The sequence below is a fragment of the Streptomyces sp. NL15-2K genome, assembly GCF_030551255.1.
GTDB lineage: Bacteria > Actinomycetota > Actinomycetes > Streptomycetales > Streptomycetaceae > Streptomyces.
On the sequence record NZ_CP130630.1, the window covers coordinates 5,191,813 to 5,216,390 of the forward strand.

Annotated in this window: 24 protein-coding genes and 1 pseudogene; 12 read left to right on the forward strand and 13 right to left on the reverse strand. The window is 68.5% G+C overall.

Annotated features, from left to right (window positions below; all coding sequences use genetic code 11):
- Nucleotides 1-265: 265 nt before the first annotated feature.
- The gene (locus Q4V64_RS23080; protein WP_124441254.1) at nucleotides 266-1,246 is read right to left on the reverse strand and encodes a WD40 repeat domain-containing protein; all 981 of its coding nucleotides are present in this window, start codon (nucleotides 1,244-1,246) and stop codon (nucleotides 266-268) included.
- 89 nt (nucleotides 1,247-1,335) lie between these two features.
- On the opposite strand from Q4V64_RS23080, the gene Q4V64_RS23085 reads away from it, so the two are divergent.
- Nucleotides 1,336-2,022 carry an SGNH/GDSL hydrolase family protein gene (locus Q4V64_RS23085; protein ID WP_124441253.1) on the forward strand — a complete coding sequence of 229 codons (687 nt, stop codon included), beginning with the start codon at nucleotides 1,336-1,338 and terminating at the stop codon, nucleotides 2,020-2,022.
- On the opposite strand, the gene Q4V64_RS23090 is transcribed toward Q4V64_RS23085, so the two are convergent.
- Nucleotides 1,998-2,768, reverse strand: coding sequence for an aminoglycoside adenylyltransferase family protein (locus Q4V64_RS23090; protein WP_124441252.1), 771 nt, complete (start codon nucleotides 2,766-2,768; stop codon nucleotides 1,998-2,000). The genes Q4V64_RS23085 and Q4V64_RS23090 overlap by 25 nt on opposite strands.
- Nucleotides 2,769-2,860: 92 nt before the next feature.
- On the opposite strand from Q4V64_RS23090, the gene Q4V64_RS23095 reads away from it, so the two are divergent.
- Nucleotides 2,861-3,457: a Uma2 family endonuclease gene (locus tag Q4V64_RS23095; RefSeq protein ID WP_124441251.1), complete on the forward strand. Its 597-nt coding sequence runs from the start codon at nucleotides 2,861-2,863 to the stop codon at nucleotides 3,455-3,457.
- A gap of 10 nt (nucleotides 3,458-3,467) precedes the next feature.
- On the opposite strand, the gene Q4V64_RS23100 is transcribed toward Q4V64_RS23095, so the two are convergent.
- Nucleotides 3,468-5,084 carry an amidase gene (locus Q4V64_RS23100; RefSeq protein ID WP_124441250.1) on the reverse strand — a complete coding sequence of 539 codons (1,617 nt, stop codon included), beginning with the start codon at nucleotides 5,082-5,084 and terminating at the stop codon, nucleotides 3,468-3,470.
- A 188-nt stretch (nucleotides 5,085-5,272) separates the two neighbouring features.
- On the opposite strand from Q4V64_RS23100, the pseudogene Q4V64_RS23105 reads away from it, so the two are divergent.
- Nucleotides 5,273-5,416: pseudogene (locus Q4V64_RS23105) on the forward strand (aldo/keto reductase); the annotation flags it as partial.
- A gap of 135 nt (nucleotides 5,417-5,551) precedes the next feature.
- Here Q4V64_RS23105 and Q4V64_RS23110 read toward each other — a convergent pair.
- Both Q4V64_RS23110 and Q4V64_RS23115 read right to left on the reverse strand, forming a co-directional pair.
- Complete coding sequence (locus Q4V64_RS23110) at nucleotides 5,552-6,541, reverse strand: aldo/keto reductase (protein ID WP_124441329.1); 990 nt, start codon at nucleotides 6,539-6,541, stop codon at nucleotides 5,552-5,554.
- A gap of 68 nt (nucleotides 6,542-6,609) precedes the next feature.
- Nucleotides 6,610-7,209: a recombinase family protein gene (locus tag Q4V64_RS23115; protein ID WP_124441328.1), complete on the reverse strand. Its 600-nt coding sequence runs from the start codon at nucleotides 7,207-7,209 to the stop codon at nucleotides 6,610-6,612.
- 47 nt (nucleotides 7,210-7,256) lie between these two features.
- On the opposite strand from Q4V64_RS23115, the gene Q4V64_RS23120 reads away from it, so the two are divergent.
- The 5 genes from Q4V64_RS23120 to Q4V64_RS23140 all read left to right on the forward strand — a co-directional run bounded on the left by Q4V64_RS23120 (nucleotide 7,257) and on the right by Q4V64_RS23140 (nucleotide 13,398).
- Nucleotides 7,257-8,684 carry a site-specific integrase gene (locus Q4V64_RS23120; RefSeq protein ID WP_172629284.1) on the forward strand — a complete coding sequence of 476 codons (1,428 nt, stop codon included), beginning with the start codon at nucleotides 7,257-7,259 and terminating at the stop codon, nucleotides 8,682-8,684.
- The gene (locus tag Q4V64_RS23125; protein WP_124441249.1) at nucleotides 8,684-10,408 is read left to right on the forward strand and encodes a hypothetical protein; all 1,725 of its coding nucleotides are present in this window, start codon (nucleotides 8,684-8,686) and stop codon (nucleotides 10,406-10,408) included. Before Q4V64_RS23120 ends, Q4V64_RS23125 begins: the two co-directional genes overlap by 1 nt.
- On the forward strand, nucleotides 10,405-12,579 hold the full coding sequence (locus tag Q4V64_RS23130) for an integrase (RefSeq protein WP_124441248.1): 2,175 nt from the start codon (nucleotides 10,405-10,407) through the stop codon (nucleotides 12,577-12,579). The genes Q4V64_RS23125 and Q4V64_RS23130 overlap by 4 nt, the downstream gene beginning before the upstream one ends.
- Complete coding sequence (locus Q4V64_RS23135) at nucleotides 12,576-13,001, forward strand: hypothetical protein (protein ID WP_124441247.1); 426 nt, start codon at nucleotides 12,576-12,578, stop codon at nucleotides 12,999-13,001. Before Q4V64_RS23130 ends, Q4V64_RS23135 begins: the two co-directional genes overlap by 4 nt.
- A gap of 112 nt (nucleotides 13,002-13,113) precedes the next feature.
- Complete coding sequence (locus Q4V64_RS23140) at nucleotides 13,114-13,398, forward strand: hypothetical protein (RefSeq protein ID WP_124441246.1); 285 nt, start codon at nucleotides 13,114-13,116, stop codon at nucleotides 13,396-13,398.
- Nucleotides 13,399-13,999: 601 nt separating this feature from the next.
- Here the strand turns inward: Q4V64_RS23140 and Q4V64_RS23145 are convergent.
- From Q4V64_RS23145 to Q4V64_RS23160, 4 genes are all read right to left on the reverse strand, one after another.
- Nucleotides 14,000-14,539: a hypothetical protein gene (locus Q4V64_RS23145; RefSeq protein WP_124441245.1), complete on the reverse strand. Its 540-nt coding sequence runs from the start codon at nucleotides 14,537-14,539 to the stop codon at nucleotides 14,000-14,002.
- On the reverse strand, nucleotides 14,532-14,840 hold the full coding sequence (locus Q4V64_RS23150) for a hypothetical protein (protein WP_124441244.1): 309 nt from the start codon (nucleotides 14,838-14,840) through the stop codon (nucleotides 14,532-14,534). The genes Q4V64_RS23145 and Q4V64_RS23150 overlap by 8 nt, the downstream gene beginning before the upstream one ends.
- A gap of 439 nt (nucleotides 14,841-15,279) precedes the next feature.
- A complete protein-coding gene (locus Q4V64_RS23155) occupies nucleotides 15,280-16,236 on the reverse strand; it encodes an AAA family ATPase (protein ID WP_124441243.1) in 957 nt (318 codons plus the stop codon).
- Nucleotides 16,237-16,498: 262 nt separating this feature from the next.
- Nucleotides 16,499-18,148, reverse strand: coding sequence for a recombinase family protein (locus Q4V64_RS23160; RefSeq protein WP_124441242.1), 1,650 nt, complete (start codon nucleotides 18,146-18,148; stop codon nucleotides 16,499-16,501).
- Between the two features lie 84 nt (nucleotides 18,149-18,232).
- Between Q4V64_RS23160 and Q4V64_RS23165 the strand changes: the two genes are divergently transcribed.
- Nucleotides 18,233-19,072 carry an aldo/keto reductase gene (locus tag Q4V64_RS23165; protein ID WP_124441241.1) on the forward strand — a complete coding sequence of 280 codons (840 nt, stop codon included), beginning with the start codon at nucleotides 18,233-18,235 and terminating at the stop codon, nucleotides 19,070-19,072.
- A 165-nt stretch (nucleotides 19,073-19,237) separates the two neighbouring features.
- On the opposite strand, the gene thpR is transcribed toward Q4V64_RS23165, so the two are convergent.
- Nucleotides 19,238-19,816: an RNA 2',3'-cyclic phosphodiesterase gene (thpR, locus tag Q4V64_RS23170; RefSeq protein ID WP_124441240.1), complete on the reverse strand. Its 579-nt coding sequence runs from the start codon at nucleotides 19,814-19,816 to the stop codon at nucleotides 19,238-19,240.
- A gap of 41 nt (nucleotides 19,817-19,857) precedes the next feature.
- Here thpR and Q4V64_RS23175 point away from each other — a divergent pair, with 41 nt between their 5' ends.
- On the forward strand, nucleotides 19,858-20,379 hold the full coding sequence (locus Q4V64_RS23175; RefSeq protein ID WP_124441239.1) for a GNAT family N-acetyltransferase: 522 nt from the start codon (nucleotides 19,858-19,860) through the stop codon (nucleotides 20,377-20,379).
- 73 nt (nucleotides 20,380-20,452) lie between these two features.
- Here the strand turns inward: Q4V64_RS23175 and Q4V64_RS23180 are convergent, their stop codons facing one another.
- Together Q4V64_RS23180 and Q4V64_RS23185 are read right to left on the reverse strand one after the other, a co-directional pair.
- Nucleotides 20,453-21,850 (reverse strand): MFS transporter, encoded by a 1,398-nt coding sequence (locus tag Q4V64_RS23180; RefSeq protein ID WP_124441238.1) that lies wholly within the window; start codon nucleotides 21,848-21,850, stop codon nucleotides 20,453-20,455.
- Nucleotides 21,851-21,874: 24 nt separating this feature from the next.
- On the reverse strand, nucleotides 21,875-22,312 hold the full coding sequence (locus Q4V64_RS23185) for a MarR family transcriptional regulator (RefSeq protein ID WP_124441237.1): 438 nt from the start codon (nucleotides 22,310-22,312) through the stop codon (nucleotides 21,875-21,877).
- A 152-nt stretch (nucleotides 22,313-22,464) separates the two neighbouring features.
- Here Q4V64_RS23185 and Q4V64_RS23190 point away from each other — a divergent pair, with 152 nt between their 5' ends.
- Entirely contained in the window at nucleotides 22,465-22,647 is a 183-nt protein-coding gene (locus tag Q4V64_RS23190; protein ID WP_124441236.1) for a ribbon-helix-helix protein, CopG family, read from the forward strand.
- Nucleotides 22,648-22,680: 33 nt separating this feature from the next.
- Here the strand turns inward: Q4V64_RS23190 and Q4V64_RS23195 are convergent, their stop codons facing one another.
- Nucleotides 22,681-24,129: an NCS2 family permease gene (locus Q4V64_RS23195; protein ID WP_124441235.1), complete on the reverse strand. Its 1,449-nt coding sequence runs from the start codon at nucleotides 24,127-24,129 to the stop codon at nucleotides 22,681-22,683.
- 151 nt (nucleotides 24,130-24,280) lie between these two features.
- Here Q4V64_RS23195 and Q4V64_RS23200 point away from each other — a divergent pair, with 151 nt between their 5' ends.
- On the forward strand, nucleotides 24,281-24,562 hold the full coding sequence (locus tag Q4V64_RS23200) for a DUF2530 domain-containing protein (protein WP_124441234.1): 282 nt from the start codon (nucleotides 24,281-24,283) through the stop codon (nucleotides 24,560-24,562).
- The last annotated feature ends 16 nt before the right edge of the window (nucleotides 24,563-24,578 follow it).

A 24,578-nucleotide genomic window follows, 5' to 3' on the forward strand; every position in this document is an offset into this window, starting at 1 on the left:
GGCGAGTGGGGGCACCTCCCACGCCTTTAGGGCAGTGGGCAAGCGTGCCGGGCGCCGCCCGGCAGGCGCCACTTTCGACACAGGCCCTAGTGCCCCGGCAGGCAACGTTTGCCCGTCAAGGAGCGGCGTCCGGTGCGTGCTCTCGGCGTGCCGGCCGGAAGCCCTCGTACTGGACGTACTTGGGCTTTCGGCCGGTGCGGCGAGAGCACGTGCCGGGCGTCGCGACGGGGCGAACGTTGCCTGTCGGGGCACTAGTGCCCCGGCACTACCTTCTGCGCCGCAACCGCCGGAATCCCAGCAGCGCCACGAAAGCGACGGCCAGGACGATCGCCCCCGTCTTCACGTTGCCGTCACCACTGCCGCCGTCGCCGTCCGAGGCATCCGACGAGCCCGAACCCCCACTGCCGGACGGTGACTCGGACCCACCGTCACCGGGAGCGTCCTTCGCCGCCACCGGACTGTCCGTGCCCTCGCTGCCGTACATGATCTTCGTGCCGTCGGCCGAGTAGCTGACGGACTCCCCCTGCCCCTGAAGCGGCACGCTGAGCCGCTCACCCCGCTTGATCTTCCCGCCGTTCCAGTCGTACCAGATGCCGCCGAGGTAGCCGCGTACGGCGAGCTGCCGGCCGTCCGGAGAGAATGCGGCGTCGGTGGCCCACAGGTCGACCGGGGCGATGGGCTTGAAGATGTTGCTCCCGGAGGGGGAGAGCTCGGCCGGGCCCTCGTAGAGATGCCCGCCGTCCTCCTTCTTGTCGATGATGTAGACCCGCCCGGTCTTGGGGTGCACGACGAGCGACTCGGCGTCCCGGGGGCCGTCGGAGTACTTCACGACGTACTGGGTGGCCCGGATCGTCTGGTCCTTGAGCGTCTTGGGCTCGGGCAGCTTGTAGACCCACACGTAGGGCCACCGGCCGCCGAAGTTGTCGCCGATGTCGCCGACATAGAGCTGGTTGTCGGGGCCCATGGCGATGCCCTCGACATCACGTGGCGTGCCCACACCGGTCATGGTGATCGTCGCGACTGTCTCGCCGGTGCCGCTGTCGACCGCGTAGAGGTAGGCGCCCTTGTCCTGGTCGTTGTGCGTCCAGTAGATGCCGGGGTGCTGACGTGAGGCGGCGAGGCCGCTGGACTCGGTGATGCGCGTGTCCTTGATGGTGAAGCTCTTGTCGCCGTCGGCGGCGGAGGCGGGCACGGCGAACGCACCCACGAGCAGGATTCCGGCGAGGAGAGCGAAGGGTCGGCGCATGCCGTCAAGCCTGCCATCCCGAACGACGTTTCACGGCGCGTGGCCGGACTCACACCACGCCCGCCGCCGCGATCCCTCATGATGAGCGGATGCTCAGGATCATGCCGGTCGGCGACTCCATGACGATCGGAAGCACGGGCGACCACACGTGGCGCTACCGGATGTGGCGGCACCTGTGCACGACGTACGGCGGCCCGTTCGCCCTGGTCGGCCCGCGCGAGACGCTGTACGACAAGGCCGCGGACGCGCCGACGTCGTACGCCTACGCCGAACCGGACTTCCCCCGCGCCCACCTGGCCGGCTGGGGCGAGGGCTGGCTGCACATGGCTCCGCTGATCGGGGAGGCGGTGCGCGGCTGCCGGGCGGATGTCCTGCTGGTCTCCCTGGGCCTGATCGACCTGGGCTTCTACACGAACGCGGAGCAGACCGCGCAGAACGTACGGGAGTTCGTGGCCGAGGCACGGGCGGCCAGGCCGCGCGTGCGGATGGTGCTGCTGCCGGTCATCCCGAACACCCGGGCCGCGTCGGACCCGTCCTTCGCCGCGCAGGTCGACCTCTTCAACGAACTGCTGGCGAAGGCCGCGGCGGACCTGGACGAACCCCGCTCGCCGCTGCTGCTGGCGTCGATTCCGCCGTCGTACGACATCCACACCGATACGTACGACGGCACGCACCCCAACGCCGGCGGTGAGCACAAGATCGCGGAGGCGTTCGCGGACGCCCTGTACCAGGGGTGGGGGATGGGGGAGCCCTACACGGCCGCCCTCGGGTACTGATCCTCGATGGCCCGGCGGAGGAAGTCCGCGCAAGGGCGGACGGCGGGGCGCAGGTCGTCCCGGTCCCAGTGCTCACGCTCGTCACCGAGGTAGACGGCACGGGCGTGCGCCAGCACGGGCCGGTGCTCGTCCGGCAGCCTCTCGAGCACCCAGTCGGCGGCCGCGTCCTTGGAACGGATCGTGTCCGTGGCCAGGGTCGTCCAGATCCGGGCGAGGGTGAGCAGCACGTTGCGGGTGTCGGAGTGCAACTCGTCCATGAGCTCCGGCACGCCGGCGACGATGGCGCGCCTGAGGTCGTCGTGCGGGACGGGGTCGAGGACGTCGGCGGGCAGGGGGCCGTAGAGGGGTGCGTCGCCTTCCAGGACCATGGTGAGGAGGGGCGCGAGGTCGGGGCTCGGCTCGGGGGCGGGGACGAGGCCCCGCTCGAAGTCGTCCCGCAGCCACTCGCCGTACAGGAACTCGCAGTTGGGCGGGTAGCGCCAGGGCCGCACCTCCGACTGCACTACGACGATCAGCTCGACGGGGCGTGCCTTTGGGCCGCCGGACACCTTGAGCAACTCGTCGACGAGGGCTCGGCGTTGGGCGTGCGTGGTGGGTTCGCGTACGACGACCAGGACGTCGATGTCGCTGTGGGGGCGCAGGCCGGTCAGGGCGGCGGAGCCGTGGAGGTAGATGCCGAGGGTGTTGTCGGCGCCGAGGATGCGGTGGGCGAGGGGGACGAGGTGCGACGCGTGGGGGTCCGGCATGTGGCTTTCCTCTCAGTGTCCCGGTCACTGTGCGTATCGTTGTACTGCGCGGCTGCACTCGTCCATGGGGGGCAGCCGGGGAGGAGCGCCAGATGACCGTCCTGGAAGACAGGGTCGAGATCGATATGGCCGACGAGAACACCAAGCGCTTGGACGAGTGGTTCGAGCGGCTTGAGCGACTGCCCGTCCCCGAGGGATACAAGGTTGAGATCGTCGGGGGCTACATCTACATGACTCCGCAGCGGGACATCCACTGGGAAACCATTCGTGAGATCCTCTGGGCCCTCGAAGACCGCTTCGGAAGGCGGCACGCGCGGGTCTTCTCGGATGTCCGGGTCGACTTCCCCGGCCATCAGAACGGTTTCTGCCCCGACGTGGCCAAGTTCCGCAGCGGCGCGACGAAAGACGAGGAGGGCCGCTGGCAGTACAAGGACATCGAGTTCATCGGAGAGGTCGTCTCGAAGGGAACGGCTTCCAACGACTACGGCCGCAAGAAGATGGCCTACGCGGCAGCCGAGGTCCCCGTGTACCTCATTGCCGACCCCTACCAGGGCAGGTGCACCGTTCACACCGAGCCCAAGGACGGGGAGTATCAGTGTGAGCTGCGCGTCGACTACGGAACCGATGTCGACCTGACCACCACCCCCCTCGGCTTCACCCTCAAAACCTACGACTTCCCCCGCGACTGACGACGCCCTCTCAGAACCCGACGTCGGCCGACCGATACGTCGGCGGCCGACGCGCCCCGCTCGCCCGCTCATAGGCATACGCCAGCCGCAGCAACGTCGGCTCACTCCAAGCCGTACCCATGAAGGTCACCCCTACCGGCAACCCGAACGCGAACCCCGCCGGCACGCTGATCGCGGGGTACCCGGCGAGTGCGGCGGGGGTCGACGCGCCGCCGCCGTAGCTGTCCCCTCGGATCAGGTCGATCTTGGCCGGCGGTCCGGCGGTCGGCATCACCAGCGCGTCCAGGCGGTGCCGGCGCAGCACCGCGTCGATGCCCTCGGCGCGGGACAGCCGGTGGTTGGTGGCCAGCGCCTCGCGGTACTCACGCTCGGTGAACTCCAGCTCGTGCACCGCCTCCAGCCCGTCCTGCCGTACGTAGCGCAGCTCGCGGTCGGCGTGCTCGCGGTTGAACTCGATCAGCTCGGCGAGGCTGCGCGGGTGGTCGCCGGGGGCGGCGGCCAGGTAGGCGTTCAGTCCGCGCTTGAGCTCATAGACCTGGACGACCATCGAGCTCGGCAGGTCCTCCAACTGCTCGGCCGTCGGGATGTCGGCCGGGTCGACCACGGTCGCGCCGGCCTCGCGCAGCGTGGCGATCGCCCGCTCCGCGATCTCGTCGGCGTGGTGGCTGTAGCCGAAGTACACGGAGCGCGGCACGCCGATGCGGGCCCCGCGCAGTCCGTCGGCGTCCAGGAAGCGGGTGTAGTCGCGGTGGAAGTGGCCCCGGCTCGCCTCGGTCGCCGGATCGCGGTCGTCGACGCCGACGAGGGTGCCCAGCAGAATCGCCGCGTCGCGGACCGTGCGCGCCATCGGGCCGACGCTGTCCTGGCTCGGCACACCGGGGATCACGCCGCCGCGCCCGACCAGTCCGACGGTCGGCTTGACGCCGACGACGCAGTTCGCCGACGCCGGGTCGATGATCGACCCGTTCGTCTCGGTGCCGATCCCGGCGACGCACAGGTTGGCCGCGACGGCGACCCCCGTACCGGAGCTGGATTCGTTCGGCGAACGGTCCAGCTTGTACGGGTTGCGGGTCTGTCCACCACGGGCGCTCCAGCCCGCGTGGTGGGTGAGCGACATCCCGCCGGCCCACTCGCTCAGGTTGGTCTTGCCGAGGATGACGGCACCGGCGGCACGCAGCCGGGCGGCGACCGTGGCGTCCCTGGCCGGCCGGAGGCCTTCCAGGGCGAGGGAGCCGGCCGTCGTGTGCATGCGGTCCCCGGTCTCCACCAGATCCTTCAGCAGGATGGGCATGCCGTGCAGCGGTCCGCGCGGGCGCCGTTCGGCGTCCAGCCGCCGGGCCTCCCGTAACGCGTCGGGGTTGGTCTCGATCACCGAGCGCAGGAGGGGATCGACGCGTTCGATCCGGTTCAGGTAGTAGCGGGTGAGGCGTTCGGCGTCCAGCCGTCCGTCGTCCATCCGCCGGCGCAGCTCTGTGATGCCCAGTTCGTCGAGCTCTCCTGGCGCGGTGTGGGCCTGAACCCGGGCCTGGGCCTGGGCAGAGGCTGCGCCGAGCCATGGTGTGGCCGCCGCCGCGGTACCGAGCGCGAGCACGCTGCGGCGAGTGGTGTGTGACGCGGAAGTACTCATGTACCGGAACGCTAGAGGCGTCGTAGACGTAACTCGCTCCGGCTGTCCCCCGGTTCTGTGGGGGCAGTGTCCCCCCACCGGACAGGGGGACAGCCGGAGCAGGAGCGGGTCGACCGGCCGCAGTTCTGTCGAACGTCGTGGAAAGCACGCTTGCATAGAGCGCACTCCACGTCGTTGGCTAGGCAGTCATGAAGTACACGCAGCTCGGACGCACGGGACTCAAGGTCAGCCGACTCGTCCTCGGGACGATGAACTTCGGTCCGCAGACCGACGAAGCCGACAGCCACGCCATCATGGACGCCGCGCTGGACGCGGGAATCAACTTCTTCGATCAGCAATTTTGACGCCGAACTGCATCGTAGCGTGTCACCAGCGCGCATGTGGCACCACGGAGAGCGCCGACCGCCACCCCCAACTCGCCCTGCACGCAGAGCAGGAGGCAGCGGTCCACATGCAGATTTGTTACTTCACCATGCGAAAGCTTCGGGGGACGGTCCCGGCCCCGGGAAGATCTCGTCGAGAGCCGCAAGGAGCTCCGCGCCCAGGTCCAGGTCGAGGGCGCGCAGCGCTGAGTCAAGCTGCTCCTGCGTGCGTGGGCCGACGATCGGTCCTGTCACGCCGGGACGGGTGAGCAGCCAGGCCAGGGCGGCCTCGCCTGGTTCGATGCCGTGCTTGTCGAGCAGGTTCTCGTACGCCTGGATCTGCTCGCGCGTGCGGGCGTCCTTGAGGGCGTCGGCGGCCCGTCCGCTCGCCCGGCGCCCCTCCGTGGCCTCCTTCTTGAGGACTCCGCCGAGCAGCCCGCCGTGCAGCGGCGACCACGGGATGACCCCGAGGCCGTAGACCTGCGCGGCAGGGATGACCTCCATCTCGGCGCGGCGCTCGGCGAGGTTGTAGAGGCACTGCTCGCTGACGAGCCCGACCCGGCCGTGTGTCTTCGCGTTCTCGTTGGCCTGGGCGATCTTGTAGCCGGGGAAGTTCGAGGAACCGGCGTAAAGGATCTTCCCTTGTTGGACCAGGACGTCGATCGCCTGCCAGATCTCCTCGAACGGCGTCGAACGGTCGATGTGATGGAACTGGTAGACGTCGATGTAGTCGGTCTGGAGCCGCTTGAGGGAAGCGTCCACGGCACGGCGGATGTTCACGGCGCTGAGCCGGTCATGGTTGGGCCAGGCCGGTCCGTCGGCGCCCATGTTCCCGTAGACCTTGGTGGCCAGGACCGTCTTGTCACGACGCCCGCCGCCCTTTGCGAACCAGGTACCGACGATCTCCTCGGTGCGCCCCTTGTTCTCACCCCACCCGTACACATTTGCAGTGTCAACGAAATTCAGCCCCGCATCGAGCGCCGCATCCATGATGGTGTGGCTGGTGGCTTCATCCGTCTGAGGCCCGAAGTTCATCGTGCCGAGCACGATGCGACTGACCTTGAGTCCGGTACGTCCCAGCTGCGTGTATTCCATGGTCGCCAAGCGAACCCCTTCGAGTCCACTCCACGCAAGACGTCCGGCGGGCGGCGGGTACGCCTGCCTCAGGCGCCCTCGCCGATGTGCCGGTACAGCGTGGCGCGTGAGACGCCCAGGGCCCTGGCGATGGCGTTGACGCTCTCGCCCTTGGCCCGTCTGGCGCGGGCGACCGTGAGCATGTCGTCGTTCATGACAGCGGGCCGTCCACCGGTACGCCCCTGCGCCCTGGCCGCGTCCAGCCCGGCGCGGGTGCGCTCCTTGATGAGGCTGTGCTCGAACTCTGCCATCGCTCCGACGACCTGGAGCATGAGGCGGCCGTCGGCCGTGCCGGGGTCGATGTTGGCCAGTGCACCCGTGAGCACCTTGAAGCCGATGTCCCGCTCTCGAAGGGTGTCGACCATGGACACGAGGTCGATGAGCGACCGAGCGAAGCGGTCCAGCTTCCACACACACAGGCTGTCGCCGGCACGGGCGTAGTCGAGTGCTGCGTGCAGCTCTGGCCGATCGGTGTTCTTGCCGCTCGCCTTGTCCTCGAAGATGCGGGCGCAGCCTGCGTCGGCGAGCGCGTCACGCTGGAGCTGCGCCTCTTGGTCGCCGGTGGAGACGCGGGCGTTAGCTCTGCGGTTTGAGTGTGTCTCGTGAGGGTGAAGTTCTGTCCCTCGTATGAGTGTTAGCTCTTGCTCTGTTTCGTGTCTCACTCCAGGTTCGTTCCGTGATCCTTCACTACTTCAGTTCAGCCGGGTGGGAAGAGTGGGGCCTGCACGACCGGCCCGTCATCCGGGAGGCCATGCCCGTCCTCATCGACGAGGACCTCTGCTTCGAGGACGCCGCGGGCCCGCGTCCGACGATGGTGATGAACCTGTGGCTCCGGGAGTTACCGGTCAGCGGGGCGCCGTCACCGAAGTCCTGGCGGACGTACGCCCAGGCACTCAAGGGCTGGGCGGAGTTCCTCGACGCCCGCCGGATCTCTGTCTTCGCCGAGCGGCAGCGACTTCGGGATGCGTTGTCGATGTATGCGGAGTACCGGCTGTCCGGTCCGTTGGAGGTGCGGCTGAGCCCGGCGAGCTGGAATCTGGCGGTCAAGACGCTCTCGTCCTTCTACCAATGGGCAGCGGCCGAGGGGCATGCGCCGACGGTCCCGTTCTCCTACGTGCGGCAGTCGGTGACCCGCCCGGATGGCGCGCGGGTGGAGGTTGCCAGGAATCTGGCGACGGTGCGTACGGGAAACGCGCACGCGACGCGGAAGTACCTGGAGAGGCCGTACGCCGAGCTGCTGATGCACGCGTTGGCGGGTAACGACCCGGCGGGCGAGCGGGATGTCTCGTTTCGGGGGCGGGAGACCGGCCGCAACGCGGCCGTGATCGGCCTGGCGCTGTCCAGCGGGCTGCGGTCGCAGGAGTTCACGCATCTGACGGTCTACGAGGTGCCGTCGTTGCCGCGCCGCCGCACGGCGGTGCCGGTGCCTCTGGTGCTCGCCGCTCCGACGGCGAAGGGCAGAAGGGGTCGCTCGACGTGGATCGGCTATGACGACCTGGCCCGGGTTCACGACTACATCGGCTGGGAGCGGGCGGCGGCGACGGAGGACTCGCGCTGGCGGCCCCGCGATCCGCTGTTCGTCGAAGCCCCCACGCATGACGGCGCACTCATCAACGGGACCCGCCGCCGCTGGCACACCCTCACGCCGGCCGAGCGCCTGCGGCTGGTGGCGCCCGGCGGGGGCAGCGCTCTGCTGGCGGTGCAGTCCGGCGGGAAGCCGTTCGTCGACTGGGCGACCGTCCTGCGCCGCACCGCGCAGCGGATCCGGGACCGCTACGAGCCGTCCTTCCCGCATGTTCACCCCCACGTCACCAGGCACACTTTCGCGATGGCGACGCTGGAGCGCCTGGTGCGCGGCTACTACCAGCAGGCTGCTCAGCTGGTCGTGGACGCTGGTGGTGATGACGCGCTGGCGCTCTACCTGACCAAGGCCGATCCGCTGCTGGTGCTGCGCGACCTGTTGGGGCATACCAGTGCCGTCACCACTCAGGCATATCTGCATCTGCTCGACACCCAGCGGATCTACCGCGACGCCTACGCAGCCGCCGGGGGAGCCCCGGCCGCGGACGAGGCGGCGGCAGTCGAGTTCGAGGACGAGGTCTGATGCCGGCCGAGATCCAGCAGCCGTTGGCGGTGCTGTTCACCCTGCCGGACGGCGTCGTCCATCACGGGGCTCTGCACGATCTGCCGAACCAGCAGATGGCCGCGGACCTGGCCATGGGGCTGGTGGCGGCCACCCACCCGCACGGGCCGATCCGCACCCGCTCCGTGGCCCGGCAGTACATGACGACGATGCGCCGGATGGCGCATGATCTCGACGCCTTGGGTGCCACGGGTGGTCTTGCCGATCTGACCCCGGCCACGCTGGTGCAGTACTGGCTGACCTGCGACTACCACCGCGAGCGGCGTATCCGCGTGGTGCTGGATGCTTTCCAGGAGACCACCGGAGGGCTGGATGAGGGCATCTGCCGCCACCTTGCCGGGCGGCGGATCAACAAGGCCGGGAAGAGCCGGCCCAACCAGCCCTACAGCGACGGCGAGTGGCAGCGGCTCGAAGCCGCGTGCACCGAGCAGATTGCGGAGGCCCGCCGCGCTCACCGCAAGGCGCTGGAGGCGGCCGCCCGCGGCGCCGACCCGTCCGCCCACGGAATCACCCTCGACAACGTCGCCTGGCTCTGGCTCCACGCAGGGCCCGCGGAGGCGAGAAGAGCCGTCGAGCGGCTCGGCACAGCGGACGTCGACATGGACGGGGCGCAGATCGCCGGGGTGGAAGCGGCGCTCTTCCCGGTGACCGACACAGCACTCGCCTACCTCACTCTGTTCGCGATGCGCACGGGTATCGTCCCGGACGGCATCGACGCGCTGCGACTCGACGACATCACCCGGACCTCGGCCAACACGGTCCTGCTCTCCTACCGCAAGGGACGCACTGGGGGCGAGGTGCTCAACCTCCCCCGCGACGCGGTGCGGTTGCTGGACCGCTGGCTGGATCACTCGGCCCCGCTGCGCGAACATGCCGGTGAGCTGGCCGGGCATCTGTGGATCCACATGGGCCGCGATGGCGGCGGCCGGGGAGCCGGACGGGGCAGGATCTTCGCCCGGCCCCGCACCCAGAGCAGGCGACGGGCGTGGATGGAGTCCTCGGGCGTGCTCGGCGACGACGGACGGCTACTGCCGGTGCACGGTGGCCGGGTCCGTGCCACCTACCATCACCGCCGCGACCGGGCGGCCTGGACCGGGCGCACAACGATCGACCCCAACCACAGCGCCCGCGTCGAGGGTGACCACTACCTCAGCTCTCACACCCCGGCCCAGTTGGATGCCTTGGAGGGCGTCATCGAGCAGGCCCAGGGCGACGTGCGCCGCAAGGCTGGCCCGCCGGTCGTGGTCAGCGGCGAGGACGCTGCCGCATTCGCCGCGTCGTTCCCGCGTCTGGTCGAGGACGCCGGTCTGGACGCGGCGACCATCAAGGCTCTGCTCTCCGGTGAACAGGACGTGTTCGTCGCCGCCTGCGCCAGTCCGCTGAACAGCCCGCACGCGCCGGCGGGAACTTTGTGCCCGGCCCGGCCGTGGGTGTGTCTGCTGTGTCCGCTCGCGGCGTTCGCGCCCCGTCACCTGCCCAACCTGCTCCGGCTCAAGGAGTACTTCTCCCGGCAGGCCCAGCAGATGACCACCGCCCAGTTCCTGCAGATCTTCGGCCCGTATGCGGCCCGGCTGGACGAGGACATCCTGCCCCGGTTCGGCCCGGCCGCCATCGACGCCGCCAGTCGGCAGATCAACGAGACCGGCGCCTTCCTGCCGCTGAACCTGGAGGAACAGTCCCAGTGACGACCGCCCATGCCGCCGCCGTCCCGGTCCTTGCCGGACGGCACCCCTTCCGCGGTCTGCCGGTCATCGAGACCGCTGGCCTGCGGCGCGATCCCCGCAGCCCTCGCCCCGTGTTCGACCAGGACGTGTGGGACCTGACCGGCCTCGCTGACGCCCCGGTGGTGATGAGCAGACACCGCAAGATCCTTGACTTCACCGCCATCGCCAGCTCGCGCTGGCGGCAGGTCGCCCGCGAGTATCTGCTGGCACGACTGGCCCCGCTCCATCCGGATGTGGCCACCCTGCCGTGGGCCTTCCGCGTCCCGCTGAACCCGAACTCGCTCTGGTCCGAGCTGAAACACCTGGCCCTGTGGTTCAACTACCTCACCTCGGTCGGCGTCACCTCGCTGTCCCAGGTCCGCCAGCACCACTGCGACGCCTACCTCGCCACGGTCTCGCGCACCACCGCCGATCCCAACCGGCCGCTGTCGCCTTCGACCACGGCGGCGAGGGTGCGTATCCCGCAGTTCCTCGCTCTCTACACGGAGATCCTCAGCGACCGCTACCAGCCAGGTTTCACCCCGTGGGCGGGACGCGGCGCCGACGAGGTCGCCGGATACGTACGCAGCGACGAGAACCGGGTGCCACCGGTTCCGGATGCGTTGCTGCGGCCCCTGCTGGCGAACTGTCTGTACTTGCTGGAGACGATCGGCCCGCCGCTGGCGGCCGAGGTCGCGGCAGCCCGCGCCGCCGACGACCGCGAGGCCGCCTCGCAGCGGAGCCTGCTGGTCCACCAGATCGACAAGGTGCGCGAGGCCGTCGACCAGCGGCGTGGTGCCGGGATCCCGGCACCACAAGCCCAGTCATCGACCGTCGCCCAGCGGCTCAAGGGCGGATGGGACCCAGACGATCCGCTTCTGCACATGGCCTGGCACCCCTTCGTCGTCGAGACCGCAGGCGCCATGGGCCACCGTCGGCAACTGGAGACTCTCCGCCCCGAGCTGGAACGCTGGGTGAGCCAGTGCGGCCTGCAACCGCCCTGGTGCCGTGACGCGGCTCGGATTCCCCGGCACGGCGACGGCGAACTGGTGCCGTGGGCCTTGCCGATGGCCCGGCACCAGCTGGACGCGACGGTCTACGTGGTCACCTCAGCCGCCTATTTCCTCACCTCGGCGCTGTCCGGCATGCGCACCTCCGAGCTGGCGGAACTGACCAGCGGATGCCGACAGCAGGAACAGCGACCCGGCGGCGGCACCCGCTACCGTCTGGTCTCCCGCCGCATCAAGGGCGAAGCGTTCGGCGGGACCGAGGACGCCTGGGTGGTCATCGAGGACGTGCATCACGCCGTCACCACCGCCGAAGCCCTCACCAGCGCCCCGCCGGGCCAGCGGCTGTTCGCCAAGGCGTCCAACAACAGCAACCGCCGCTACACAGCCCTGCGTTCATGGGTGAACGGCGAGCACGGACAGCGGCTCGGGCTGGAACCCCTTCCAGACGGACCGGTCAACCCGCGAGCCCTCCGCCGCACCCTCGCGATGGCCATCGCCCAGCGCCCGCACGGCCTGATGGCCACGAAACTGCACCTCAAACACGTCAGCGTCGCCACGACCGAGGGGTATGCCGCCCGCCCCGGCGGGCACCAGGCTGCCTTCGCTGCCGAGGTTGCCGCCGAGGAAGAGGCCGAACACCTGCGACTGACCGTCGCTGCCTATGAGGACTACCAGCGCGGCATCCTGCCCAGCGGACAAGGCGCCCGCGACCTGATCACGGCCTTCAAGGCCGCCGACCAGGCCCTGGACCGGCATGAGGCCGGGCCGGTCACCGTCATCGACGACCGCCGCGTCGAGCGGGTCCTGAAGGCGAAGGCCAAGACCCTCCACATCGGAGTAGGCAACTACTGCTGGTTCTCCGACCCGAGCAAGGCGTTGTGCCTGAAACTCGCCGGCACCCCGGACGCCGACAAGCCCCTGATGGGGATGTGCGACTCGGCCCGCTGCCCGCAGGCTACCCACCATCCCCAGCATCGGCAGGTCTGGGCCGACCACGCCGAGAGCACCCAGGCCGTCTTCCTCGGCAACCCCAGACTCTCCAAGCCCGAACGGGCCCGAGCCCAGACCGCGTTCGATCGCGCCACTCGCATCGTCGCCGAGATCGACACCGCCGGACACGCAGACGAGGAGCTCGCCCCATGAGGCAGGAACACCAGACCGAAGCCGAGGCCAGAATCCGGGCGGCGATGCGCCAACTCCTCACCGGTCCCGTCCCCGACGGCCTGAAATGCGACGTCAAGAGCCTGTGCACCCTCGCCAGAGTGCCGCGGCCGACCTTCTACCGCACCTACCCGCATCTGAAAGCCGAGTTCGACCGCCAGCGAACCGCCACCCAGGAAGCCGGACGACAACCTGACCAACGCCTGGCGCAGATCGAACGACTCAAGGCCGAAGTCGCGACTCTGCGCGAGCGCCTCAGCCGGAAGGACACGGAGCTCGACGCACTGAAGGAGTTCCAGACCACAGCCTTGTCTCGCCTCGCCGCACAGCACGAGGAGATCGTGATGCTGCGACGCGACTCGTTCCCAGCCTCAAGCAGCCCTCAGCTGCGTCCTGTTGAGTAGCCGTCACGGCACGGAAGGGCTTGTCGGCCACATCCTTCAATCTCGCGGACATCTATCAATGTCGCTGAGATTGAGCTATGTTCGCGACACGTCAATCAAGGAGGTTTCGTTCATGGCAAGTCCTCGCGTCCTCAGGCTCACCTTCGAGTTTCACGTCCCGGAAGGACTCAACGCGAACATCCGCTTTGCCCGCATTGAGAAGGCCGCCGCTTCCCTGACTGCAGGTATCCAGGCGCTCGCGTCGACCGCCTTCCCCTGGGCCGATCGCCTCGTCGTGCGCAAGGAGTGGTCTTACCAGTGGTGGGCACCTGAGGCTGACGAGATCCCGCTGCCGCCCTCCGACTCCAACACCGTGTCCAACGACGTCCCGGAGCCGGCTACAACCGCCAAGGAATAACACACCCCATTGCGATGACTGAGGCCCACGGTCTTGTGGTCGTGGGCCTCAGCGCTTGAAGTTTGATCGACTTTCGAAGTGGTCCGGGCCCGTGAGACACGAAGTCAGACGTTCAATGCGCCGACATTGCCAATGAGACCGCGGACAGGCAATACACAACCGACTGGACACGTCTCATGCCCGGCTATCGGGCGTACCCGATGAGCTGGCCAGTGTTCATGTTCGCCGTCACAGCCGAGACAATCTCAGAACTCGTCTCAATACGTCAAGCCTGAGGCGGGGGTTTCGAGACGGGTTTTGAACAGCGCTGGGCTCCCTTCTGGGATGCCTGATACCTCGTCTCGCAAACCTTGGTTTCTGAGACGCCCGTTTCTGAATCACGCGCTGCGCCCTGTCGGTCGCGGTGGCAACCGACGTACGCCGTCTGCCTGTGCGTCGCTGTGATCTCGCGGGCCCGCTGGTAGCGAAGCCTGCCAGCCGCTCGCGCGGACGCAGCACGAGCCAGCCTTGGCGATGAGGGAAGGGGGTATGACCCCCGGAGGGGTCTTTGCCCGACCGCCGAGTCTTACCGGCCGAGATCGCGCCACGGTTTCAGGGTTGATCAAGCTCTCACGGCATTGCGCAGGAACATCCTCACCATGGCTTCCATGTGCACTGCTGCGCCCTCGACTTCGGGCCAGATCTCTTCTGTAAGCACATCTCGTGGCGTCCGGAGAATTTCGACGCTCCATCTGGCCGACAGCCGCAAGACCTCATTCACGGCTTCGAGGAACTCCTCATACACAAAGTTGACCCCAGTCTCCTCCTCCCATGACGACACTGCGGCGCGAAATCGGAGGCGCTGATCCGCGAGCCGGTCGGCGTGCATCCGTGCGTCGTGCCGCAGTTGTTGAAGCTCATGCGCAGCACCGGGGGGATCAGCCTCTCTCGCTGCGTAGTTCCAGACCTTTTTGACAGTCTCGGAGAGGCGCACCATGTTCACATACATCTCGCTGGCGGCGCGTCGACGCGGAGAGTCCGTCTGGTGCTCGACAGTGATCGAGTACTTGTCGCCGAATACCGTCTCTTCCATCGTCTGGCGATCGGCGTTGAACTGAACTCCTACGTGCTGACCCTGCTGGTCGAAGCTGCTTTCATCCACCGAGCGCCCCAAGTATTGCGGCGATCTGACTCCCGATTCCCGTGGCCAGGCTGCCCATCTCAAGCACTCGCCGCAGCCGCCCTCCCGTCTCAGCGGTGTCGCCAGACACTGCTGCATCGCGCGCGGCTACCAGCTCCGCCTGCACTTCGGGAGGCAAGGGTGGCTCCGTCCGGTGAGCCTGCGCCAGAACGTTTTCCACCCCAGCAGCGATGTCGGCCATCGAGGCCGACGATCCAACGATCATGTTCTCAGCGTTGTGCTGAACGCCGACAGTCTGGTTGTGCTGGTTGAAGGTTGCCACGCGGTCACGGTACGGCGCACGCGGCACTCTGAACAACGCGTTCACAGTCTCAACTTTCGTACCCTGCTGCCTCGTTCGAGTAGGAGTGGCGGCAGCGGACCAAGGGGCCATGCCCCGAGGGGCGCTGTCGCGCCCTACAGCCGTTTACTGTCGAGCCGCACAAGCTCTGTCGGCCCCGAAAGGGGCCGCACATCTGTCAGCCGCCTTCCGATGTGGCGGCCTTCCGGCCGCCCCTGCTGCTTACCTCTTCGTCGTTGCACGGCTTCTGGCTTCGCTGTTCGCCAGAGGTCTGCGTGCTGGTCGGCCGCAGGCCGCCAGAGGTCAGACGGCTGACGTACTTACGTAAGTGAAGTGAGGAGCGAGGCTTGCCGAGCGGAGCGAGGTAGCTGGTGGTGGTGACCGCTTCCTGTAAAGGGGGAGCCATCACCACCACCAGCGCTCAGGCCGTGGCGGCAGGCTTTCGGACCCAGCGTCCGCCGACACGCTCCAGCCGGTCCCTGAGCTTCGGCCGTACGGTCTCGGGCTTCCTGTCGACGATGGGCGCGTAGCGCCTCGACAGCGCGAGCGCCGACTCCTCTTCCGGCTGTTCCTCGATGATCCGCGCGACGAGGTCTTCGTCCCAGGTCTTCGCCTTGGGCAGGCTGACGACCTTGAGTCCCGGCTCCACTCGCTCCCAGACGGGGATTTCCGAGCCGTTACTCGCCGTCCTCATGGTGACTGCGATGTCGAGATCGCTCTTGGCCCGGTTGATCGCGGTCTGGATGCTGCGCCCCTTCTTGGACTTCCGCAGGACGATGACGCCGCGGACGCCTCCGGCCATCGCCCGCCCGCCAATGGGAGCGGAGGCCGTGGTGAGCCCCTCGCCGTTACCCTTCGGCGTGTGCGTCACCGCGAGCACGGGGATGCCGGACTTGCTGATCGGCTTGAGCTTGTCGATGGTGTTCCGGGCCGTGACGGAGGAGGCGACGTCCTCACCGTCACCGAGGGCGCCCAGCACGTTGTCGAGGACGAAGAGGTCGGCGCCCAGCGTCAGGAGGTCGTCGTGGACGCCCTGCCAGTAGCCGGGCTGGCTGGTGTCCTCCACGGGGAAGACGGTGACGGAGTCCCTCGGGACTGCGCCGTGCAGCCGCTCGCGGAGTTCCCCCTCGGCGCCGTCGTCGGTGAGGCCGAAGACGATGTGGCGGCAGAGGCGCAGCACGGGGAGACCGAGGAATTCGTCGGCTCCGTTCAGGAGGGCGGCGGACATCCCAGCGGCGAAGTTCGTCTTCCCGGCCTTGGGCTCGCCGGCGAGCATGGTGATGTTGCTGGTGAGCAGGTCGCCAATGAGGAACGCCTGCTCGTACGGGACGTGCTCGATCTCGTGGAGCTTGCGCCCCTTGGTGGTGATGGCTCCCACGGTTTGTCGGGCCCCTTCCTGTGAGGCGCACGAATGCGCCGGTAACCCCCGCCGGACGGCGGGACATGTGCCTCCCTTTCTTCGCGGGGGGGGACCGGCGCCGGACGGCGCGGTCTCTCATCACAGGTGGCGCCCAGGGCGTGATGCCCGGACTCGGTCTCGTGCGGTCGGGAGCGACGGCGACGACCTGCCGGGCATCCTACAAAGGCCGAGAGGACCCTGCGTTCGGGGCCCCCTCGGTTCCTCTCGCCCTTCGGCTTCGTCACTCTTCGCTGCGAATCGCTGCCATGTTGCGTACGCGCTGCTTGAAGTCCATCGGGATCAGAACCTGAACCCGTCCGACGGAGTGCTGCCACATGCCGTCATGGCCGTCCACGGACATGGCCTGCGCGGCCGTCATCCCCCGGATCGGCTCTGCGTGGATGACAGCCTTGGCCCCTGCGGCACGGAGCTCCTTGCCCTTCTCGTGCTGGGTCGACAGCTTGCTCCACCGCTCCCGGTAAGTCTCTCCCGTGGGGATCTCCTCCCAGGTGTCCGGTCGTGTGGGCTGGGCGATGAGTTGCTCGCGTCGCGCGTCCAGCCGCTTGTACGTCTCGCGGTACTCCTGCTTGCCCAGCTCGCTGGAGTAGAGGCCCGCCTCGCGGTCTTCCCGCAGGTCCGCCAGGGCACGGTTCACTTCCTCGATGTCGCGCGTGTAGTCCACCCCCGGACGGAAGACCTTCCGGACGATCTCGACGTCCCCTGCGGCGAGGAGGAACGCGTTCTCCACGGCGTCCTCCAGCGTGTGAGCCGCAATGCCCTTGCTTCCGGTCGGGCACGGCTTGTGGGTGGTCCGCGAGGCGCAGCGGTAGTAGGGCCAGTTACGGCCGGGGCCGAGATACGCGGGTTCCCCACAGGTGCAGAACGCAACCCGGAGCAGGGGTGAGCCGCCCTTGCGGTTTCCGTTGCGCTGACTGGTGTTCTCGTCCAGCTTCTTGTTGGCCAACTCCCACTCCTCCTGCGTGATCAAGGGCTCCGCGCGCTGAAGAGGCTGGCCATCGGCGTCCCGGACGACTCGGGTCCGCTTCACCTTCTTCCCGTCAACCATCACTTCCTCAGTCACTTCCATCTGCCCCAGGACACAGCGGGAGCGCACGACCTTGGACGTGTTCGCGGCGGTCCAGCGGCTCCCCTTCGGGGTCTTGCCGCTCCGGATCATCTGGGCGTCCAGGGACGTCGGGGTCTTGGACGTGTCCTCGTTGAGCCACTGCGCGATGCTGTTCGCCGACTCACCTTCGATGAGACGGCGAACGATCTCGCGAAGCGTCCCGGCCGTGTCCGTTCCGTAGTCGTCCGGCACCAGCTTCCACCCCTCGCCGGTCTCCTGCTTCTCCTCGCGGTACCCATACGGAGTGCGGCCACCGCGCCAGCGTCCCTCCTTCACCAGGTGGTTGTAGGACGACTTGGCCCGCGCCTTGATGGCTTCGAGCTCCCCCTCCGCGAAGGACGCGATCAGGCTCAGGAGGAGCTTCCCCATCTGCGTGTTCAGGTTGATCCCGTCCTCGACGGTGGCTACCTCCTTGCCGTTCTTCTCGCACCACTCCAGGAGGGTGTGCACGTGCAGCACGCGCCGCGAGAGGCGGTCGATCTTCAGCGCGCAGAGGATGTCGTACTCATCGGCGCGCGACTCCTCCATCGCGATCCTGTGCTCGATCGCGCTGACCTCCTTTCCGATGGTCGAAGGCAGCCACTTGCCGAACTCCGGGCGCTTCCACGGCTCTACCCCGCCAGACACGTCGATGTCCTCGACCCATCCCACGACGACGTGCCCCTCCTGGTCGGCCCATCGCTGGATGGACCGACGCTGACGCTCCGGCGATGTGGTCTCGTCCGACACCCTCGACAGACGGACCACACCCAGAACTCTCGCCATGCTCGTTCTCGCTCTCCCCTGCAGCACGCATCGTGCACAAGGAGTGACGGTATGTGGTTCGGATCATGGCGTCAAAATTGATCTTTGGACACCGCCAACGTCTACGGCTGGGGCGAGAACAAGGGCCGCACCGAGTCGATCATCGGGAACTGGTTCGCCAAGGGCGAGCGGCGCGACAAGGTCGTCCTCGCCACCAAGATGTACGGCAACATGGCCGGGGACGGCGAGGCCTGGCCCAACCACGACAAGCTGTCCGCCCTCAACATCCGGCGGGCCGTCGACGCCTCGCTGAAGCGGCTGCAGACCGACTACATCGACGTCTACCAGTTCCACCACATCGACCGGAACACGCCCTTCGAGGAGATCTGGCAGGCCATCGACGTCCTCGTCCAGCAGGGCAAGATCCTGTACGTCGGCTCCAGCAACTTCCCCGGCTACAAGATCGCCCAGGCCAACGAGGTCGCCGCCCGGCGCGGGGGCACCATCGGTCTCGTCAGCGAGCAGTGCCTGTACAACCTCGCCGAGCGGCGCGCCGAGATGGAGGTCATCCCGGCCGCGCAGGACTACGGCCTGGGCGTCATCCCCTGGTCGCCGCTGCACGGCGGTGTGATCAAGAAGGAGGTCCAGGGCGGACGCCGTGCCTCCGGACGGGCGGCCGACACCCTCGCCGACCCCGCCGCACGCGCGCAGATCCAGTCGTACGAGGACCTGCTGGAGAAGCACGGGGTGGAGCCCGGCGAGGCCGCGCTGGCCTGGCTGCTGACCCGGCCCGGCGTGACCGGGCCGATCGTCGGGCCGCGCACCGCAGAGCAGCTCGAGTCCGCGCTGCGCGCGGTCGAGCTGGAGCTGAGCGAGGAGCTGCTGGCAGGCCTGGAGGAGATCTTCCCGGGGACGGGGCCCTCCCCGGAGGCCTTCGCCTGGTAGCACGCCTGGTAGCACGCCGGGCCATGACCCGGCAGGGGGCGGGGTGGTCGGTTACCTGCCGACCGCCGCCGCCACCGCTACCACCACGAGCATCAGCACGAGCACACCGGCCATGATCCGGTTCCGGGTTTTCGGGTCCACGCCTTCGAGCCTAACCGGCCGCCCTCAGGGCCTGACCGGCGGCCCGAGTGCCCAGCGGGCGACCGCCTCGTAACGCGGCTGCTCCCCCGGTACCCCCGACGTCGGCAAGTTGCTGCGGACCAGGACCAGCTCGTCCACCGTCCACGTACGGCTCGTGAAGGTCTTCAGGGCCTCCACATACGGCCGTACGTCGATGTCCTCCCGGCTGCGGGCCACCGTCAGGTGGGCCTTGTAACGGCGGTGCTCCCCCATCGGTACGCCCGCCTTCCGCGCCGCCGACTCCGCCCGTTCCGCCAGCAGACGCAGGGTCGGCAGGTCACCCTCGGCGCCCGCCCACAGCGCGCGGCCGTGGCCGAACTGGCCGCCTCCGCGCAACGCCAGCGGGAAAGCGTCCGTACGGTGGGCGGCCCGCTCCAGCCGGGCCGACAGTTCCGGTACGAGGTCGTCGTCGACCTCGCCGTAGAACGCGAGGGTGAAGTGCCAGCCGGGGCGGCCGGTCCAGCGCAGGTCGTGCGCGCCGGGCAGCTTCCTCAACTCGGCGATTTCGGCGGCCAGTTCATGGGCCACTTCCTCGGGGGGCAGCACGGCGGCGAAGAGTCTCATGGACGTCACCCTTCCAGGGAACGGTCACCTAGTCTGCCTCCATGGAGATCACCATCAGGGAAGGCCGACCCGACGACATCCCCGTGATACTCAGCATGCTCGACAGCAGTGTGGAGTGGCTGGTCTCACAGGGGCGCCCCGGCCAGTGGGGGACGAAGCCCCTGTCGGAGAGTCCGAAGACCGTGCAGTCGGTCGCCCGGTACATGGACGAGGGCGATGTGTACATCGCCGAGGTCGACGGCGTACCGGCCGCCACGCTCACCCTCACCGACTCGGCCGGCGCCTACCTGTCCCACCTACCGCCGCCCGGCGAGCCCGAGCGCTACATCCACTGGCTCGCCTCCGACCGCCGCTTCAAGGGCCACGGCGTGGGCAGCGCCCTGCTCGCGCACGCCGCCGAGGAGACGAGGCGAGCCGGGGTCCGCCTGCTGCGGGTCGACTGCTACGCCGGCGACGACGGCAAGCTGGTCCGCTACTACGAGAGCAACGGCTTCACCCGCACCGAGACCTACACCACCGGCGAGAACGACTGGCCGGGCCAGGTGCTGGCCCGGAGGGTGTGATCACCCTCCGGGACTCCGGGACTCCGGGACTCCGGGACTCCGGGACTCCGGGACTCCGGCCACCGCGGGTGACTCACGCCACCGTCGCCAGCTGCTCGTCCCGCTCCTCCCCCTGCTCGCGCGGGACGAAGCGCACGTGCGGATGGCCGCGCTTCCAGCCGACCGACAGCCGCAGGTTGCCGACGCGGGCCAGGATCAGGCCGATCACGGCGGCGGCGATGGCCGCCACGGCGCCGCCTGCGGCTAGGCCGACCCGGGCGCCGTAGGTGTCGGTGATCCAGCCGACGATCGGCGCGCCGACCGGCGAGCCGCCCAGGAACACCATCATGTACAGGGCCATGACGCGGCCTCGCATGGCCGGGTCGGTGGTCATCTGGATGCTGGTGTTCGTGGTGACGTTGACCGTCATGCCGAAGAGGCCGAGCGGGATCATGAGCAGGGCGAACAGCCACAGCGTGGGCGTCATGGCCGCCAGGATCTCCAGCGTGCCGAAGGCGATCGCGGCCGCGATCAGCAGCCGCATCCGGGCGGTGCCGCGCCGGGCGGCGAGCAGGGCGCCGGCCAGGGAACCGACCGCCATCAGCGTGTTGAACATGCTGTAGGCGCCGGCGCCCGCGTGGAACACGTCGTCCGCGAAGGCCGAGAGGTAGACGGGGAAGTTGAAGGCGAAGGTTCCGACGAATCCGACGAGGACGATCGGCCAGATCAGCTCGGGCCGGCCGGTGACGTAGCGGACGCCCTCCCGCAACTGCCCCTTCCCCTTCGGCGCCCGCTCGACGGCGTGCAGGTCACGCGAGCGCATCAGCAGCAGGCCGGTGAGGGGCGCGACGAAGGACAGGCCGTTGAAGAGGAACGCCCAGCCCGTGCCCACGCCGGTGATCATCAGGCCGGCGACGGCGGGGCCGACCAGGCGGGCCGACTGGAAGTTGGCCGAGTTCAGGCTGACCGCGTTCTGCAGCTGGCCGGGGCCGACCAGTTCGGAGACGAAGGACTGGCGGGCCGGGTTGTCGACGACGGTCGCGAGGCCTACGGCGAAGGCGGCGACGTAGACGTGCCAGAGCTGGACGTGGCCGGTGAGGGTCAGCACGGCCAGGGCGATCGCGGTGAGGGCCAGCGCGGACTGCGTGACGAGCAGCGTGGGGCGCTTGCGCAGGCGGTCGACGAGGACGCCGCCGTAGAGCCCGAAGAGCAGCATCGGCAGGAACTGCAGGGCCGTCGTGATGCCGACGGCGGCCGAGGAGCCGGTGAGGCTGAGAACGAGCCAGTCCTGGGCGATGCGCTGCATCCAGGTGCCGATGTTGGAGACGACCTGGCCCATGAAGAACAGGCGGTAGTTCCTGACCTTCAGGGAGCTGAACATCGACGCCTTGCGGGCGCCTTCGGCAGGCGCGTCGGAGGGGGTGTCGGGTGCGGTCTGGGACTCGTGGTGGGTAGGTGCGGGGGCGGAGTCTGCTCCGGGTCCCGAACTCAAAAGTGTTCGCCTCCTCGTCGCTGCTTACAGGTGTGCGAGCTTCTCCAGCACGGGGGCGGCGGCGCGCAGTTTCGCCCACTCGTCCTCGTCGAGGCCGTCGACCAGGGTGGCCAGGAAGGCGTTGCGCTTACGGCGGCTCTCCTCGAGCATCGCCTCGGCCTGCTCGGTCTTCGTGACGACCTTCTGGCGCCGGTCCTCGGGGTGCGGCTCGAGACGGACCAGCCCCTTGGCCTCGAGCAGCGCGACGATGCGGGTCATCGAGGGCGGCTGGACGTGCTCCTTGCGGGCGAGCTCGCCCGGAGTGGCCTTGCCGTGCAGAGACAGGGTTCCGAGCACCGACATCTCGGTGGGGCTCAGCGACTCGTCGACCCGCTGGTGCTTGAGCCGACGGGACAACCGCATCACGGCGGAGCGAAGGGAGTTCACGGCGGCAGCGTCGTCGCCATGTGTAAGGTCCGGCATCTCTTTAGGGTAACTCATTACTCTCGCTAAACAAGCTGGCGCGTACAGAGATTCCCGTAACCCCGACCACGAAAACCCGATTATCACCCTTACGAGTGAGACGGTGGCGGAAAGTGAACGCCACCCGGCACCCGACCGCGACCCTCGTGTCCATGGGGACCAGCGTGCTGAGCTTGCGGATGGACGGGGAGCTGCTCGAGCGGCTCCGGCACCATGCCGCGAAACGGGGAATGAGCGTCCAGGACTATGTGGTCCGGACGCTCGCCCGCGACGACTTCGACGAGCGGTTCCAGGCCGCCGTCGAGGAGACGGAGAAGTTCTACGGGGTCACGTGACCCACGTTGTACGGGGGCACGTGACCCTCGGGATCAGGTGAGGCCGAGCGCCGGCATCAGGTAGTAGAAGGCGAACACGGCCGACACGACGTACATCGCGGCGGGAATCTCCTTGCCGCGCCCGGCCGCCAGGCGCAGCACGACGAAGGTGATGAAGCCCATGCCGATGCCGTTGGTGATCGAGTAGGTGAACGGCATCATGACCATCGTCACGAAGGCCGGGATGGCGATCGTGTGATCGGCCCAGTCGATCTCCTTGACCGAGCCGGCCAGGATCAGGAAGCCGACGGCGAGCAGGGCCGGGGTGGCCGCCTGGGACGGGACCATCGTGGCGACGGGCGTCAGGAACAGCGCCACGGCGAACAGCCCGCCGGTGACGACGTTCGCGAAGCCGGTCCGGGCGCCCTCGCCGACACCCGCCGTGGACTCGACGAAGGCGGTGGTGGCCGAGGAGGAGCCGGCCCCACCGGCGGCGACCGCGAGGCCGTCGACGAAGAGGACCTTGTTGATGCCGGGCATCTGACCCTGCGCGTCGGTCAGCTCGGCCTCGTCGCTGACGCCCATGATCGTGCCCATCGCGTCGAAGAAGCACGACAGCAGCACGGTGAAGACGAAGAGGACGCCGGTCAGGAGGCCGACCTTGGCGAAGCCGCCGAAGAGGCTGACCTGGCCGATCAGGCCGAAGTCGGGGGTGGCGACGGGGTTGCCCGGCCACTTGGGAGTGGTGAGCCCCCAGGAGGGGATGTCCGCGACCGCGTTGATCACGACCGCCAGGACGGTCATCGTGACGATCGAGATGAGGATCGCGCCGGAGACCTTGCGGACGATGAGCGCGAGGGTGAGCAGGGCGCCCAGGACGAAGACGAGCGCCGGCCAGCCGCCCAGGTGCCCGTCGCCGCCGAGCTGGAGCGGGACGGTGGTCCGGGCGGCGTCCGGGATGCGGGAGACGAAGCCGGAGTCGACCAGGCCGATCAGCATGATGAACAGGCCGATGCCGATGGAGATGGCCTTGCGGAGGCCGTAGGGGACGGCGTTCATCACGCGCTCGCGCAGGCCGGTGGCGACGAGCAGCATGACGATGAAGCCGGCGAGGACGACCATGCCCATCGCGTCGGGCCAGGACATCCGGGGCGCGAGCTGGAGTGCGACCACCGAGTTCACACCGAGCCCGGCGGCGAGCGCGATGGGCACGTTGCCGATGACGCCCATGAGCAGCGTGGTGAACGCGGCGGTCACGGCCGTCGCCGTCACCAGCTGCCCGTTGTCGAGCTGGTGCCCGTACATGTCCTTCGCGCTGCCCAGGATGATCGGGTTCAGCACGATGATGTAGGCCATCGCGAAGAAGGTGGCGAACCCGCCGCGGATCTCCCGGGGCAGGGTGCTGCCGCGCTCGGAGATCTTGAAGTAGCGGTCGAGAGCGCCGTACGCGGGCGTGCCGCCCGGCTGCGGCGCGGGAACCCTGGCGGGGGCCGAGGTGGACATGCGGGACCTCATCACCGGCGGACTTCCCCCAGGCCGCATGGGTGTTTCCTACGAACAGAAGCGATCAGAGACAAAACCGTTTCAGTATGAACATATGAGGTTCGGAGCGCTATCTCCGCGCGTAGACCTCGTCGCCTCGTAAGCTGTGACCATGGCCAAATGGACCCCGAAGCACGAGGCGCCCGAGCCCCTTGAGGGCCCCGTCGTCGCCACCATCACCGGTGGCACGATCATCTGGTTCGTCCTCTTCCTGGTCCAGCTCCCCTTCTACGGCTGGTTCGACGACCACGGCCACACCTGGTGGCTGTGGACCTGCCTGGCCGGGGGCGGCCTGGGCTTCATCGGCATCTGGTACGTCCACAAGCGCGACGCGGCGATCAAGAGGGCGGCGACCGCTGACGAAGAAGCCTCGGCCGCCGCCGCCGCCGAGTGACCCGCCGCGCGTAGTA